Raw genomic sequence first — 15,935 nt, 5'->3', positions numbered from 1 at the left:
AAATTATTTCAGCCAAATGCTTAATCTCAATTATTAATCTTTTTCATAATTTGTTCTTTAGATGAGTTTAACCCTCTTTCGGAAGAGTCTAACTCGGGTTCATTAAAATAATCTCCATTAAAAGTAAATTCCTGTTGCATCATTCTTGTTCTGTTTATAGGGTCTTCTTGATCTCTTAAATCTTTAGGCAAGTCCTCTATATTACCTCCATAATGACCTATAGCTACTGCTGTAGCTACATGATAATCTTTAGGAAAATTGAACTCTTTTTTTGCCTTTTCAAAATTGACTCCTGCCATTTGATGTAGTGCGATACCGAGATGCTGAGCCTGGGCACTAACATTTCCCATAAATAGTCCTAAGTCGTGTAATGCGAGGAAATTCTCTTCCCCTTTATCGGTTGTTTTCTTAAAACCATTTAATAATAAAACTGGTGCGTTACTCGCCCAGGACTGATTAAATTCACTTAAACAACTAAATATTCTATCATAGGTCTTGTTCCCTTTTATACCCCAGATAATTCTCCAAGGTTGCTGGTTATATGAACTAGAAGCCCATCTTCCGGCTTCAAAAAGTGATCTCAACTCAACTTCTGATAAAGGAGTTTTAGAAAATGTTCTGGGTGAATATCTTTCTTTTAGAATGGGTAATATTTCAAATTTGGTATCATTTTCTTTAGCAATTGTATTTTTCATATGTAAGTCTTTTTTGTTTTACACAATTTGTATTACTTTATAAGTCTTAAACTAAGTTCATTTTGTTTAGCCTCAACAATCTTAAATGACTTAAATATCTCATTATCTGAATTTTTTATTGTCAGAGTACTAGTTTTAGAATCATATTGCCAGGTTCCCGGTAGCATCCTATGAGCATCATTGGTAACTAAGGAAAGATAATTACATGATTGATTCTTCTTTAATTCCATTTTAAAGCGAAATCTTCTTTTTGGAGTTAAAGAGTTTTCTTTACAGGATTTGTAAATTATGGCTGAAGTTTCTCGCACATTTTTTTCTTCAAATGATTCAATCCAACAGCCAACTAAATCGGATTTAGATAATTGTGTTGTATATGCAGAATATATAAATGCAAGAATAATTGAAATACTGAGTAAAATAATCTTATCTGCTTGTTGCTTCTTCATCTTTCTCGAATTTTATTTTCTTAATTGAAAGATACTATAGGTATAGATCAAAAAGGTGCTATAATAGAAGATTGATTAACTCATATGGAATTTGAATTTGGTTAAGAGAATTATGTTTTGAAGGCTAACAAAAATGTATATTCAGTTTTTAAGGAAGATTAAAGAGGTGTTTTTTAAATTTCTAAAAATTAATCCATTGATAATAAATTAGGGTTATGAATTTCCTTAATTAGAACTGTTTGTTATTCTAATATTTATATGAAGTTATTGTTTTAATCCCTATTCATAATAAGGTTTTGTTTTGAGTTTTAAAACTCGAAAGAAAAATTAGAAAGAAAATGCTTTTTTAGGTTTAGTATTTTTTTTTATTCTTTTTTGCACACCTCTTAAATATGCTTTACTACCAAAAAATTTTTTCCGTAGACCTGGTCTTTGTATTGTGTGTTTTGATTTCATAGTTTTTTATTGAAGGTTGTTAATGGCTCATAGCAAACAATATAGCTAATCCATATAGAATAGTAGAACCTATAATCATTATTAATAAAGATTTTATTATTTTTTTTTTGAATTTGATTTTTATTTTAGTCATTGATTAAATTAATTTTGAAAAATCTATAATAAGTTTCCGCAATTAAATAATTTTAATGTTAGTTATTTCAATTTTACTTCATATAAAAAATATTAGTAATGTCATTATAAAAACAAAAACAGATGTTGTTGTTACTATTCTTAAAGAGCTTCCGCTATTGTTTTTCAAAAGTTAATTTCAATTGAGTTTATTTTTAAACCTTAGCCCAGGCAGTGAACATCCAATGTCTTTTTTCTAATCTTCTCATAAACTGAGTAATAATTTCTTCAGTTACTGTATCTCCTGATTGTAAAGATGCGTCTAAAACATCTAGCAAAGAGTCATGTATGATTCTAAAGTCATTAAGTGTTTCTTGTACCATTTCGATCGGAGCTAAATCTTTCTCTTGTTCTTTTAAATTAGCTATATTGAGATGTTGTTGTAAAGTATATCGAGGCTTTAATCCAAAGACTCTAATTCTTTCTGCAATAGTATCGGTTTGCTCTTTAACTGCATTATGTTCAATTTCAAACTGTTCGTGAAGCTCAAAGAAATCTCTTCCGTCAACATTCCAGTGAAATGTTCTTAGTTTATGATAGTGAACGGTGTAGTTAGCCAATAACTTATTGAGAGAAACAACAATTTCTGCAGTTTCTAAATAGCTAAATCCTAGTTTTTTAAAAGATTTTTGTTTTTTGATTGTCTCTGTCATAATCATTTTATTTTTATATTATTTTTCAACTTGTCCTTCGGCCATAATATTTTTTGCTTCAGGTTCTGATAATTTTTCACTTTCTTTTACCAATGATTTTACTTTTTTTTGAGATTGATCTCTAAGTTTTTTTAAGTGGTATATTGTTGGTATAATTGCTATAACCGTAATCAATATAGCTGTAGAGAATACAGTAAATAGAATCATTGATAGAGAAGCTTCTGCTTCCCAGAAGAGTAGTTTAATAACAACTATCTGAGAATTTTGTAATGTGAAAACGGTAATGCTTATTAATAATATTGCTGTTATAGTAAGCGTACCTAGTTTTTTCATTTCTATTGTTTTGAACCTAAACTATGTTTACCAATCAGTTGAATATTAGTTATAGTTAAATAATCTAGGTAATTTATATATACCACTAAGTAAATGAAATTTAATATGTTACATTGACGCATTTGATCCAAATGTTGTCTCAAATAGAATATACTACTATGAGTTGATAAATAGATAGATGTCCTACAAGTGATAATTAGGTAATATTATATGATGTTATAACCATTTCTTTTTTCTAAAAAAAATCAATAATGCAATAAAAATTAGAATCATAATACAAACTAGGGTATGATACCCATATTGGTATTTAAGTTCAGGCATATTTTCAAAGTTCATTCCATATATGCCCGCAATAAAAGTTAAAGGAATGAATATCGTTGCGATAATGGTTAGAACTTTCATAATACCGTTCATTTTATTACTGATAGTGGTCATGTACATGTCCATGAGTCCCCATATCATTTCTCGATAAACATCAATATTCTCTTGTATATGAATGATGTGATCATATAAATCTCTGTAATAGTCTTTATTTTTTTCTAGAATAAGAGCAGTGTCAGATTTAACAATCCTACCGATAACTTCTCTAAGTGGTAAAATACTTCTTCGAATACGTAAGATTTCGCGTTTAAGCGATTGTATTTCCTGTGTGATATTATCCCCTTCCTTTTCATTAAATAACTCTTCTTCTAATTGTTCTACTTTATCACCAAGGTCATCGATAACTACAAAATAATTATCAAAAATAGCATCAAGCAAAGAATAGGCAAGATATCCAGCTCCAGAGTTACGAATTCTACTTTGCGCATTGGTTATTCGAATTCTTACAGGATCAAAAATGTCTTCGTCAGATTCTTGAAAAGTAATGACGTGATCTTTCCCTAAAACGATAGAAATATGCTCTACAATAAATTCTTTTTCTTTATTGAAATACATCATTTTTAGCACCAGAAATATGTAATTTTCGTATTCATCTATCTTTGGACGTTGATCAGTATTTACTATATCTTCAAGAATTAAAGGATGTAATCCATAAAATTCACCAATACTGATAATTTCTTGGGTATGATTGAGGCCATTTATATTGATCCAGGTAATATGATCATTCCCTTTAAAGATAAATGCATCTTTGACATTGTCTGTTTCAGTAATATTGTGGGTGTCTCTGGTATAATCCTGAATTTCTATTTTAGTGTTAAGATGCTCCTTTTCGCCTATATAAACTACAGTTCCTGGTGCTTTTCCTAAACTTTGAGAGGATTTTGGTTTTTTACTTTTTTTATGAATAGGTTTGTTTTTCTTCATAGTGTAGTGCTTGTTCTGTAAATGTATTAAAAAGAATTTTTTTGTAAAATTTCAGTAACAATACCTAATTACATTCTAAAAAAAATGTAATTTCAATCTAAATTAATGGTAATTTTAATGTTTCATGGATATATGTAAAAGCTTTTGTGCTGTATCAGTTTTTTTTCTTGTTCTATCGGGTTGTATTAAACAAAACCCTAACAAACAATTAGAACAAGGAATACTTAAAGAAAACATAATTGAGGATAATGAAAACTTTAGTTACCCGATAAAACAGCAAATGTATGTGCCGATTTATTCTGACATTTATAATAAGAACAAAGATTATCGATTTCTGCTTACAGCTACATTGAGTATTAGAAATACCAGTCCAGAAGATTCATTATTTATAAAAAATGCAGATTATTATAATACTCAAGGAGATTTTGTGAGAAGTTATATAAAGAAACCTATTTATCTTAAACCACTAGAATCTATTGAATATGTGATCGAAGAGAAGGACACTTTGGGTGGAAGTGGGGCCAATTTTTTAATTACCTGGGGGGCTAATAAAACTATTAAGCCAATTTTTCAAGGAGTTATGGTCGGTATTTCTGGTCAGCAAGGTTTTGCCTTTACTACAGATGGGGTTGTGATTTCAGAATAGAAGTTTGATTAAAGCAAAATATAGTAAATAGGGCTAGCAAAATTTGCAGTCCCAAATTATAAGTAATTCCTAAGGGTACGTTTAATATTTGGGATATGTTAAATGGCTGCTAGATTTTATTTGAAAAAATAATTATTCTAGAAAAATTACACATAAACATACATAAATTAAAGTCTAATCCTGGATGACTTTTAACCTATATGAAGAATTTATTTGGTAGTAGATGATTTCATTTGATACTAAAAGAAAATTAAAAAGCCCATAAACATAGTATTTATAGGCTTTTGAAGGAATTTGATCAATTCTTAGTGGAGTCGGAGGGATTCGAACCCTCGTCCAAACAAGTAATACAACAGCTTTCTACATGCTTAGTTTTTGTTTAATTTTCGTCGATAGGAAAGACCAAAAACCGCCAACTTATCGCTTATTCTCAATTAAATTTCGAAATTATATCAAGATCCTATAATTTCTAGGTTTACTTTTACGATACCCCATAATCAATCGCCGTAAACCAAGGCTCTTGAGAGGTATCCTGCTTGTTCACCTTGTGAACCGAGGCACTATCCTACTAAAATTCAGATTATGCAGCTAGGGCGTAGTTATTCTCGCCGTTTAAAAAAGTGAAATAGATATTTACGAGCATTAACTTCATAGCTCGGCATGCTTACTATCCTATTAGTCTCGCTGTCAAAACCAGTCGACCCCAATAGCATTTGCTTTAATTTGATCATCATATATAAACAATATCTGTCTACTGTTTATAATTTGATTAAAAAATCAAAGGTCGGCAAAGATACGTATAATTGTCATATCTTTAGCCGCAATTTTAAATCACAAAAAACATACCAATTACATATGACCAAGTTCGGTATTATCAAAGAACGAAAAAATCCGCCAGATCGTCGTGTAGTTTTCTCTCCAAATGGCTTAAGATCAGTAGTGAGTAAGTTTCCCAAAGCTTCTTTTAATGTAGAACATTCTGATGTCAGAATTTTTAAAGATGAAGCATATACAGAGGCTGGTTTTACGGTTTCTGAAGATCTTTCTGATTGTGACGTGTTGCTAGGAGTCAAAGAAGTACCAATTTCTGCCTTGATCCCTAATAAAAAGTATTTTTTCTTTTCGCATACGATCAAAAAACAACCTTATAATAGGGATCTTCTTAATGCTATTCTTAAAAAAAATATTGAACTGTATGATCATGAAGTAATCGTTGGTCAAAATGGATTTAGATTGATCGGTTTTGGGAAATATGCAGGAATTGTTGGTGCATATAATGGATTTAGAGCTTGGGGACTTAAATATAATACGTTTACTCTTCCTAAAGCAGAAACCTTGAGTGATCAAAAAGCATTAGAATTAGAATTATCCAAAATTAAGCTTCCAAACATAAAAATAGTACTTACAGGGAATGGTAAAGTAGGAGGAGGAGCTAAAGAGATTTTGGAGGCAATGAACATCAGACAGGTTACAGTAGAAGAATACCTTGATACAACATTTGATGAACCAGTATATGTACAGATTGATGTTTTAGATTATAGTAAACGAAAAGATGGAAAAATTTTGGATAAGAATGATTTTTATAAAAACCCAGGAGAATATGAAGGAGATTTTATGCGATTTGCAAAAGTAAGTGATATGTATATAGCAGGTCATTTTTATGGTGATGGAGCTCCTTTTATTTTTACTAGAGATGATGCAAAATCCAGAGATTTTAATATCAAATTAGTGGCAGATATATCCTGTGATATAGATGGCCCCGTAGCAAGTACAATTAGATCCTCTACAATAGCAGATCCTATTTATGGATACAATCCAGAAACAGAAACAGAAATTGATTATAAAGATCCAAAAGCAATAACGGTAATGGCAGTTGATAATTTACCTTGTGAATTGCCTAAGGATGCTAGTGAAGGATTTGGGGAAATGTTTTTGACCTCGGTAATCCCTGCATTTTTTAATGAGGATAAAGATGGGATTCTGGAAAGAGCAAGAATGACTCAAGGAGGGAGATTGACCAAAAGATATAGTTATCTTCAGGACTATGTAGAGGGTAAAGAGTAATAATAAATAAATTGATTTAATACAGAGATATGACAACTCAGGAACTTGTAGCGCAAATACATAAGAAGAAATCGTTTTTATGTATTGGTTTGGACGTGGATCTAAATAAAATTCCGAAGCATATATTAGAAAAAGAAGACCCTATTTTTGAGTTTAATAAAGCAATTATAGATGCTACTCATCACCTTGCCGTGGCCTATAAACCTAATATAGCTTTTTATGAAGCTTATGGTATCAAGGGGTGGGAATCTCTAGAAAAAACCATTACTTATCTAAATGAAAATTATCCAGAAGTTTTTACAATAGCAGACGCCAAACGAGGCGATATTGGAAACACAAGTACGATGTATGCTAAAGCTTTCTTTGAGGACTTAGAGTTTGATTCTATAACTATTGCTCCTTATATGGGTAAGGATTCTGTGGAGCCGTTTCTGGCTTTTGAGAATAAACATACTATACTTTTGGCATTAACCTCTAATCAGGGAGCTTTTGATTTTCAGACAAAAGATGTTGAGGGGAAAGAACTGTATAAACAAGTTCTGGAAGTTTCTAAATCCTATGAGAATTCTGAAAATTTAATGTATGTAGTAGGTGCTACCAAGGCAGAATATTTGTCTGACATAAGAAAAATTATTCCTGAAAGCTTTTTATTAGTTCCAGGAGTGGGAGCGCAAGGAGGAAATTTGCAAGAAGTTTGTAAACATGGATTAAATAATCAGGTAGGATTATTAGTGAATTCATCTAGAGGAATTATTTATGCTTCAGATGGAATGGATTATGATAAAGCTGCAGCAAATAAAGCAAGTGAACTACAAAAACAGATGCAAGAAATTCTAAATACCGCAAAATAAAAAAAAGGAACAAGATGGATATGAATATGAAAATTCTTGTTCCTTTTTCAATGTATAGAACTAACGTCTATTTGCGTTAAACACTTGTTTGGCATATCCAAATAATCCATATGCAATAAAAACAATGAAAAATGGCATTATACCATAAAAGATAATGTTTGGTAATATTGAATTCATAGCCCCAAAATTTTAATTATTAATCTTCTCTAAGATAGGGAATTTGGAACTAAAAACCTATTTTAATTATCTAGTAATTAAGTATTTAATCTTTTTTTATGATTTGTTTATATTACGTTTAAGAATATTTGGATATGATTTATATAGATCAACTGGGGAGAAAAATAGAACTCTTGGATACTCCAAAGAGAATAATTTCTTTGGTTCCTTCTCAAACAGAACTGTTAGTTTCTTTGGGATTATTAGATAATATTGTCGGAGTAACAAAATTTTGTGTGCACCCTGTATCCATAAGAAATCAGAAGACCATTGTTGGAGGTACCAAAAAGGTTAATTTTGAAAAAATTAAAAAATTGAACCCAGATATTATCCTATGCAATAAAGAAGAAAATACAAAAGAAATTGTAGAGGCATTAGAAGACGAATATCCTGTTCATGTTTCAGATATTTATTCTGTGTCAGAGGCTTTAGAAATGATTAGACACTATGGAGAGATTTTTGATAAAAAAACAGAAGCTGATCAACTTACCTCTAGTATAAATATCCAGAAAGTATCTTTTGACGATTTTATAAAAAATAAACCCCAAAAACGCGTAGCGTATTTTATATGGAGAAAACCCTGGATGGCTGTAGGTAATACTACATTTGTCAATTATATGCTTAGTGTTAATGGTTTTATTAATGTTTTTGGCGATGAAGATCGTTATCCCGAAATTTCTGAAGAAAAGCTAAGCAAAATTAAAGATTTAGATATGATTTTATTATCATCAGAACCTTTTCCTTTTTCAAAAAAACATATAAAAGAGATAAAAGCCATTTCTCCTGATGCTAAAGTTATTCTTGTAGACGGAGAATATTTTTCATGGTATGGTTCTCGTTTGGCAGATGCATTTTCATATTTCAAGACGCTTCATTAACCTGTTTTTTCAGATAAATTAGAGTCAAAGAGGTGAACATTTCTGTATAGATTGTTAAGATTAAGTAAGATTTGATGCTTTATTTTGGATATGTACACCTATTATATAAAATAAGTTCATACTTTTGATGCTTTTAAAAAATATACTTATTGCTTAATTATTCAGTATACAAACATCCTAAAAGTAAGGTATGGGTAACTTTTGTTCATGGAGCAGGAGGTAGTTCTTCTATTTGGTTTAAGCAAGTACGAGAATTTAGAAAACATTTCAATATATTATTATTAGATCTTAGAGGACATGGTAATTCTAAACCGGTTCTTAAAGATGCTTTTAATTCTAAATATACTTTTGATTCGATAACAGAAGATATTGTAGAGGTTATTGAGAAAGAAAAAATTGAGAAATCCCATTTTGTTGGTATCTCCTTAGGAACAATATTGATAAGAAATTTAGCAGAAAAATATCCTGATCTTGTATCCAGTATGATTATGGGTGGAGCAATTATGAAATTAAATTTCAGGTCTCAGGTTTTGATGCGATTAGGAGTTGTATTCAAATCTGTAGTTCCATACATGATGTTATATAAGTTATTTGCTTTTATCATCATGCCTAAAAAGAATCATAAACAATCCAGGTTATTGTTTGCTAATGAAGCAAAAAAATTATATCAAAAAGAATTTATTCGTTGGTTTAGGTTAACTTCTGAGATTAATCCATTATTACGCTTCTTTAGAGCCAAAGACATTAATATTCGAACACTCTATATGATGGGAGAAGAAGATCATCTTTTCTTGCCTACTATAAAAAAAGTAGTATCAGTTCATAAATTTTCAGAATTACTGGTAATTAAAAATTCGGGTCATGTAGTAAATGTAGAACAACCAGAAGTATTTAATAAAGAATCCATAGCGTTTATTGGTCAGTTTTAAACAACCTCTGCTATTGCCCTTCAATTTGTTTTATTTGTGCCATAATTCTATCCGCTTTTTCATGTAATTCATCACTCTTGGATTTATCTTTGAGTGCCAATTTATATGAACTCTTCATTAGTTTACAATAATTACTTTGTAATTTTTGTAATTCATTTTTATTTCTAAACCAGGCAAACATTTTTTGTTCTCTTAATATTTGCTACAAAAGTACCGGTTAATAAAAAACATCATTCTTAATTATGAGTTAACATTATCTAAAGTTGTGATAAATCTAGATAAGTGTACTTTAACTCTTGTTTAATCTTTGAATATTTTTATAATTTGGGACAGGTATTAGTCCTGTAAAGCAAATACTTTTTTCAATAAATCTGTTGTTCTGGAACTAAGCTTGGTTCTAATATCTTTTTCTTCGACAGCGATCATAGTATACACTCCTTTAAGAGCTTCGTTTGTAACATAATCTGTTAAATCAGGATTAACATTATTTGTTAATGGTATCGCATTGTATTTTTGGATAATACTGGACCAGATTTTATCAGCACCTACTTTAGAGAATGATTTGTTAATTACCGGGTTGAACTTTTGGTAAAGTTGACTTCGAGTTCTATTTTTTAGATATGAAGTTGCAGCATTGTCATTCCCAAGAAGAATTTGTTTTGCATCTGTAAATGTAATTTGTTTTACTGCATTTACAAATATAGGTGTAGCTTCTTTTACAGCGTCTTCTGCGGCTCGGTTGAGTACTTTTAGCCCTTCATCAGCAAGTTTACTTAATCCAACATCTCTTAATGTTTTGTCTACCTTTCGTAATTCTTGGGGAAGTAAGATCTTTACCAGTTGATTTCTGTAAAAACCATCTTTTAATGTAAGTTTAGCAACTTGTTTGTCGATTCCGTTATCCAAAGCTTCTCTCAGTCCATTGGCAATATCGATATTACTTATTCCAAAACCTCCAGTGGTTTGGGGAAGGCTATTTACAACTTGCTGTAGTTCTGCACAGCTTGATAATATAAAGATACACAGTAAAGCAATAGACTTTTTCATAGATGATCGAGTTATGGGGTTAACATAGTGTTGTACTAGATGGGACTAATTTAAATAATAACTATGAAAAAATAACGGTTTTGTTATTATAAACTAAAACCTTTCTTTCAATATGATGTTTAATCGCTCGTGATAATACAATTTTTTCGAGATCGCGACCTTTTAGAATAAAATCCTGTACGTTATGAATATGTGATACACGAACGATCTCTTGTTCGATAATTGGACCTTCATCAAGATCTGAAGTCACATAGTGACTGGTAGCACCAATAATCTTTACACCTCTTTCATAAGCCGAATGATAAGGTTTAGCCCCCGGGAATGCAGGTAAGAAAGAATGATGTATGTTTATGATCTTATGAGTAAACCGATCCACAAAATTAGCAGAGAGAATCTGCATATATCTGGCAAGAACTATAAAGTCAATTTTATGCTCTCTAAGAATTTCTAACTGTTGTGCTTCTGCTTCTTCTTTGGTAGCTTTAGTAACCGGAATATGTTTAAAAGGAATATTAAAAGCTTTTGCTATAGGAGCAAGATCATTATGATTACTTATAATAATGGGAATCTTTACTTTTAACTCACCCGAAGCATGCCTTCCTAAAATATCATAAAGGCAATGATCGTATTTAGAAACAAAAAGAGCCATTTTAGGCTTTTTTTCTGTATTATACATTTCCCAATGCATATTATAGTTTTTTGCAACATGAGTATTAAATAATTCTTTAAATAAAGCTAATTTTTCTTCGTCTTGATCAAACTCACATTCCAGCCGCATAAAAAACTCCTTTAACTCACGATCGACATGTTGCTCTATATATATCGTGTTCCCCTTTTTTGACAGAATGAAATTGGTTACAGTAGCGATGATTCCTTTTTTGTCGGGGCAGTTGATCAATAAAGTGGTTTCTTTCATGAAGTTTGGTTTTTTTCTGATGATAAACTTACTATTATTGAGGCTATTTCTACAAACATTTTATCCAAAGGTTGACGGTTTTACTTTGTTTTTAATCAATTAGAAATAGATTGCTGTTATCAGTGCATATTTTTTAAAAAAACAACTATAATTAGTGCTAAATTTGAACTATGAATAATGTAAATACCAGACAGGTTAAAAAAATTATATAATTCTAAAAAAATAATCCTTTTCGCTGCATATTTCGTAAATTAGCGGCGTAAAAATCACTTTTTATTGTCAATGGAACAAATAGCACCGTATACACCCAAGAATAAAGTAAGAATAGTAACTGCAGCTTCACTATTTGATGGTCATGATGCAGCGATAAATATCATGCGTCGTATTATTCAATCTACAGGAGTCGAAGTTATTCATCTTGGTCATGATCGTAGTGTGGAGGAAGTAGTAAACTGCGCTATACAAGAAGATGCAAATGCTATTGCGATGACATCATATCAAGGAGGTCATAACGAGTATTTTAAATATATGTATGATTTGCTAAAAGAAAAAGGAGCAACTCATATCAAAATATTTGGAGGAGGTGGCGGAGTAATACTTCCAGAAGAGATTAAGGACTTAATGGATTATGGTATTACACGTATATATTCTCCTGATGATGGAAGAGAGCTAGGGTTACAAGGAATGATTAATGATCTGGTACAACGCTCTGATTTTCCTATAGGAGATAACCTTAATGGAGAAGCAGATCATTTAGCAGAAAAAGAAATAGGTGCAATTGCACGAGTTATTTCTGCTGCAGAAAACTTTCCTGAAATAGCAAAAGATGCTTTAGATAAAATTCATATCAAAAATAAAACCTCTAAAACCCCAGTACTTGGAATTACTGGTACAGGAGGTGCAGGAAAATCCTCATTAGTGGATGAATTGGTTCGTCGATTTTTAATTGATTTCCCGACAAAAACTATAGGATTGATTTCTGTGGATCCTTCTAAGCGAAAAACCGGAGGAGCTTTATTAGGAGATCGAATTCGAATGAATGCTATTAACTCCCCGAGAGTATATATGCGTTCACTGGCAACCAGACAATCTAATCTGGCATTATCAAAATATGTGGCTGAAGCAATAGAGGTATTAAAAGCTGCAGAATTTGATATCATCATTCTGGAAACATCAGGAATAGGACAATCAGATACCGAAATCTTAGAACATAGTGATACTTCTCTATATGTAATGACTCCCGAGTTTGGGGCGGCAACACAATTAGAAAAGATAGATATGTTAGATTTTGCTGATCTGGTAGCTATCAATAAGTTTGATAAAAGAGGTTCTCTGGATGCTTTGCGTGATGTAAAAAAACAATATATGCGTAATCATCAGTTGTGGGATATTCCACAAGATGAGTTACCTGTATACGGAACTATTGCTTCGCAGTTTAATGATCCGGGAATGAATACACTCTACAAGGCTATTATGGATAAAGTCGTAGAGAGGACAGGTGCAGCACTTCAATCAGATTTTCATATTTCTAAAGAAATGTCTGAAAAAATATTTGTGATCCCTCCAAGTAGAACCCGATACTTATCAGAAATTGCAGAAAACAATAGAGCATATGATAAAACAGCAAATACTCAAGTAGAGGTCGCTCAAAAATTATATGGAATTTATAAAACAATTTGTAGTGTTGCAGATATTCATTTTCTTGGTTTATCCAAAAATGGTATAGACGATGATGGGTTGAGAGATATAAAAGATGATGATAAGAAAGTATTCTTAAAATTACTTTTAGCAGAATTTGATAGAGTAAAACTTAACCTTGACCCTTATAATTGGGAAATTATTACAGGTTGGGGAACCAAAGTCAAAAAATATAAAGATCCTATCTACTCATTTAAAGTAAGAGATAAGGAAATAAAAATTGAAACACATACAGAATCGTTATCACATAGTCAGATTCCTAAAGTAGCATTACCCAAATATGAAGCTTGGGGGGATGTTTTAAAATGGTGTTTGCAAGAAAATGTTCCTGGTGAGTTTCCGTATGCTTCAGGGCTGTATCCTTTTAAACGTACAGGAGAAGATCCGACTCGAATGTTTGCAGGTGAAGGAGGTCCAGAACGAACGAATCGTCGTTTCCATTATGTAAGTTTAGGAATGCCGGCCAAACGTCTTTCTACTGCATTTGATTCGGTAACATTGTATGGAAATGACCCTGATCATAGACCTGATATATATGGTAAGATTGGTAATGCGGGAGTTTCTATTTGTTGTCTTGATGATGCTAAGAAATTGTACTCTGGCTTCGATTTAACTCATGCCATGACTTCGGTAAGTATGACGATCAATGGACCAGCACCTATGTTGTTAGGATTCTTTATGAATGCAGCAATTGATCAAAATTGCGAGAAGTATATTAAAGAGAATGACCTAGAGACAGAAGTAGCCGAAAAAATCAATAAAATTTATAAGGAAAAGGGAGTAGAACGCCCAAAATATCAAGGTGAATTACCAGAAGGTAATGATGGGCTTGGATTAATGCTTCTTGGGGTTACAGGAGATCAGGTTTTACCAGCAGAGGTGTATAACGAAATTAAGGCGACCACCTTAAATACTGTTAGAGGAACTGTGCAAGCAGATATTCTTAAAGAAGATCAAGCACAAAACACATGTATTTTCTCTACAGAATTTGCGCTTAGATTAATGGGAGATGTGCAAGAATATTTTATAGAAGAACAAGTACGTAATTTCTATTCGGTATCTATATCCGGATATCATATTGCAGAGGCAGGAGCAAATCCTATTACTCAATTAGCACTAACATTGGCAAACGGATTTACATATGTAGAGTATTATCTAAGCCGCGGAATGGATATCAATAAATTTGGACCTAACTTATCTTTCTTTTTCTCTAATGGTATTGATCCAGAATATGCCGTGATTGGTAGAGTAGCACGTAAAATTTGGGCAAAAGCCTTAAAACATAAATACGGAGCTAATTCTAGAGCACAAATGCTAAAATATCATATTCAGACTTCTGGTCGTTCATTACATGCTCAGGAGATTGATTTTAATGATATTCGTACTACACTTCAGGCATTGTATGCAATTTATGATAATTGTAACTCTTTACATACAAATGCATACGATGAGGCCATTACTACGCCAACAGAAGAATCTGTACGTAGAGCAATGGCAATACAGTTGATCATTAATAAAGAATTAGGGCTGGCTAAAAACGAAAACCCAATTCAAGGATCATTTATCATAGAAGAACTGACAGATTTAGTAGAAGAAGCTGTGCTAGCAGAGTTTGATAGAATCACAGAACGAGGAGGAGTATTAGGAGCTATGGAAACCATGTATCAGCGTAGTAAGATACAAGAAGAAAGTTTGTATTATGAAACATTGAAACACAATGGGGAGTTTCCAATCATTGGAGTAAATACATTTTTAAGCTCTAAAGGATCTCCAACAGTAACGCCAGGAGAAGTAATTCGTGCAACTGAAGAAGAAAAACAATATCAGATTACAATGCTAAACGAGTTGCAGAAGGGAAATACCGATGTTACAGCAGAATTGCTAAAAGATTTGCAACAAAAAGCAATCAGTAATCAAAACATCTTTGAAGCTTTAATGGAAGTCTGTAAAAAATGTTCGTTAGGACAAATCACAGCTTCCTTATTCGAAGTAGGAGGACAGTATCGACGTAATATGTAAGCAGACTCTCGCTTTTGCTTTGGCAAAAGCATAGAGATCGCTTATCCCAAACTTGTTTTGGGATCTATCTTAGTTAGGAGATTTCTTCAGTAAAATCTTAAAGATCAACTATCTCAAACTCGTTTTAGAATTTACAATGTTAGTATGATTAAGATGAATATAAATAGTGACGAAGTAATCTTTTTATAAGCAACAGATTACTTCATTATATTCACAATAATGATCATACTTTCTTAGAGTTTGTTTTTTTCTTCCATACATGATTTAGGCCTGCCAGGAACTTTATAACATTTCCTTGCATACAAGAATAGACTCCTTGCACCAATGTTGTATTTCCCGGCAGAAGGGAGACATACTAACCTTGCCGGGAAACCTAAAACCTGTGCAGGGGAGCATACTAATCTTACCGGGAAGCCTAAAACCTGTGCCGGGGAATATGAATACATTGCCGGGAAGCTTAAAAACTACTGTAGGGAGATGTTAAATACTTGCTGGGGTGAGCTATATCAGGATTTTTTGATTTTTATAAACTGCCAGACTTCTTTTGAACACAATTATAATCTGTATAAATTACAATACTGATCTCAACTTCCTTATAGATATTGATAATGA

15 protein-coding genes and 1 other RNA gene are annotated in these 15,935 nt (G+C 31.8%); 6 read left to right on the top strand and 10 right to left on the bottom strand.

Annotated elements, in window-relative coordinates; translation table 11 throughout:
- Nucleotides 1–26: 26 nt before the first annotated feature.
- The 5 genes from FOF46_RS09645 to corA all read right to left on the bottom strand — a co-directional run bounded on the left by FOF46_RS09645 (nt 27) and on the right by corA (nt 4,059).
- A complete protein-coding gene (locus FOF46_RS09645; RefSeq protein ID WP_143916302.1) occupies nt 27–695 on the bottom strand; it encodes a nitroreductase family protein in 669 nt (222 codons plus the stop codon).
- A gap of 32 nt (nt 696–727) precedes the next feature.
- Complete coding sequence (locus FOF46_RS09640) at nt 728–1,141, bottom strand: hypothetical protein (protein ID WP_143916301.1); 414 nt, start codon at nt 1,139–1,141, stop codon at nt 728–730.
- Between the two features lie 782 nt (nt 1,142–1,923).
- On the bottom strand, nt 1,924–2,421 hold the full coding sequence (locus tag FOF46_RS09635; RefSeq protein ID WP_143916300.1) for a Dps family protein: 498 nt from the start codon (nt 2,419–2,421) through the stop codon (nt 1,924–1,926).
- Between the two features lie 18 nt (nt 2,422–2,439).
- Entirely contained in the window at nt 2,440–2,754 is a 315-nt protein-coding gene (locus FOF46_RS09630; protein ID WP_143916299.1) for a lipopolysaccharide assembly protein LapA domain-containing protein, read from the bottom strand.
- Nucleotides 2,755–2,970: 216 nt separating this feature from the next.
- On the bottom strand, nt 2,971–4,059 hold the full coding sequence (gene corA / locus FOF46_RS09625; RefSeq protein WP_143916298.1) for a magnesium/cobalt transporter CorA: 1,089 nt from the start codon (nt 4,057–4,059) through the stop codon (nt 2,971–2,973).
- 124 nt (nt 4,060–4,183) lie between these two features.
- On the opposite strand from corA, the gene FOF46_RS09620 reads away from it, so the two are divergent.
- Nucleotides 4,184–4,705 (top strand): DUF3124 domain-containing protein, encoded by a 522-nt coding sequence (locus FOF46_RS09620; RefSeq protein ID WP_143916297.1) that lies wholly within the window; start codon nt 4,184–4,186, stop codon nt 4,703–4,705.
- Between the two features lie 306 nt (nt 4,706–5,011).
- Here FOF46_RS09620 and ssrA read toward each other — a convergent pair.
- Nucleotides 5,012–5,410: a transfer-messenger RNA gene (gene ssrA / locus FOF46_RS09615) on the bottom strand.
- 150 nt (nt 5,411–5,560) lie between these two features.
- Between ssrA and FOF46_RS09610 the strand changes: the two genes are divergently transcribed.
- The 4 genes from FOF46_RS09610 to FOF46_RS09595 all read left to right on the top strand — a co-directional run bounded on the left by FOF46_RS09610 (nt 5,561) and on the right by FOF46_RS09595 (nt 9,643).
- Nucleotides 5,561–6,769, top strand: a complete 1,209-nt coding sequence (locus FOF46_RS09610) for an NAD(P)-dependent oxidoreductase (protein WP_143916296.1) — start codon at nt 5,561–5,563, stop codon at nt 6,767–6,769.
- A gap of 29 nt (nt 6,770–6,798) precedes the next feature.
- Nucleotides 6,799–7,620: an orotidine-5'-phosphate decarboxylase gene (pyrF, locus tag FOF46_RS09605; protein ID WP_143916295.1), complete on the top strand. Its 822-nt coding sequence runs from the start codon at nt 6,799–6,801 to the stop codon at nt 7,618–7,620.
- A 311-nt stretch (nt 7,621–7,931) separates the two neighbouring features.
- Entirely contained in the window at nt 7,932–8,714 is a 783-nt protein-coding gene (locus FOF46_RS09600) for an ABC transporter substrate-binding protein (protein WP_143916294.1), read from the top strand.
- A 149-nt stretch (nt 8,715–8,863) separates the two neighbouring features.
- On the top strand, nt 8,864–9,643 hold the full coding sequence (locus FOF46_RS09595; protein ID WP_109437240.1) for an alpha/beta fold hydrolase: 780 nt from the start codon (nt 8,864–8,866) through the stop codon (nt 9,641–9,643).
- 10 nt (nt 9,644–9,653) lie between these two features.
- On the opposite strand, the gene FOF46_RS09590 is transcribed toward FOF46_RS09595, so the two are convergent.
- The 3 genes from FOF46_RS09590 to purU form a co-directional block, all read right to left on the bottom strand.
- Nucleotides 9,654–9,824, bottom strand: coding sequence for a Lacal_2735 family protein (locus tag FOF46_RS09590; protein ID WP_109437239.1), 171 nt, complete (start codon nt 9,822–9,824; stop codon nt 9,654–9,656).
- Between the two features lie 155 nt (nt 9,825–9,979).
- Entirely contained in the window at nt 9,980–10,690 is a 711-nt protein-coding gene (locus FOF46_RS09585) for a DUF4197 domain-containing protein (RefSeq protein ID WP_109437238.1), read from the bottom strand.
- Between the two features lie 61 nt (nt 10,691–10,751).
- Complete coding sequence (gene purU / locus FOF46_RS09580; RefSeq protein WP_143916293.1) at nt 10,752–11,606, bottom strand: formyltetrahydrofolate deformylase; 855 nt, start codon at nt 11,604–11,606, stop codon at nt 10,752–10,754.
- Nucleotides 11,607–11,888: 282 nt separating this feature from the next.
- Here purU and FOF46_RS09575 point away from each other — a divergent pair, with 282 nt between their 5' ends.
- Entirely contained in the window at nt 11,889–15,323 is a 3,435-nt protein-coding gene (locus FOF46_RS09575; RefSeq protein ID WP_109437236.1) for a methylmalonyl-CoA mutase family protein, read from the top strand.
- 233 nt (nt 15,324–15,556) lie between these two features.
- On the opposite strand, the gene FOF46_RS09570 is transcribed toward FOF46_RS09575, so the two are convergent.
- Nucleotides 15,557–15,769, bottom strand: a complete 213-nt coding sequence (locus FOF46_RS09570; protein WP_143916292.1) for a hypothetical protein — start codon at nt 15,767–15,769, stop codon at nt 15,557–15,559.
- Nucleotides 15,770–15,935 lie beyond the last annotated feature (166 nt).

Source organism: Aquimarina algiphila, from assembly GCF_007489275.1.
Lineage (GTDB): Bacteria > Bacteroidota > Bacteroidia > Flavobacteriales > Flavobacteriaceae > Aquimarina > Aquimarina algiphila.
The sequence above is the reverse complement of the archived record's forward strand: the minus strand, read 5'-3'. Positions and strand labels throughout refer to the sequence as shown.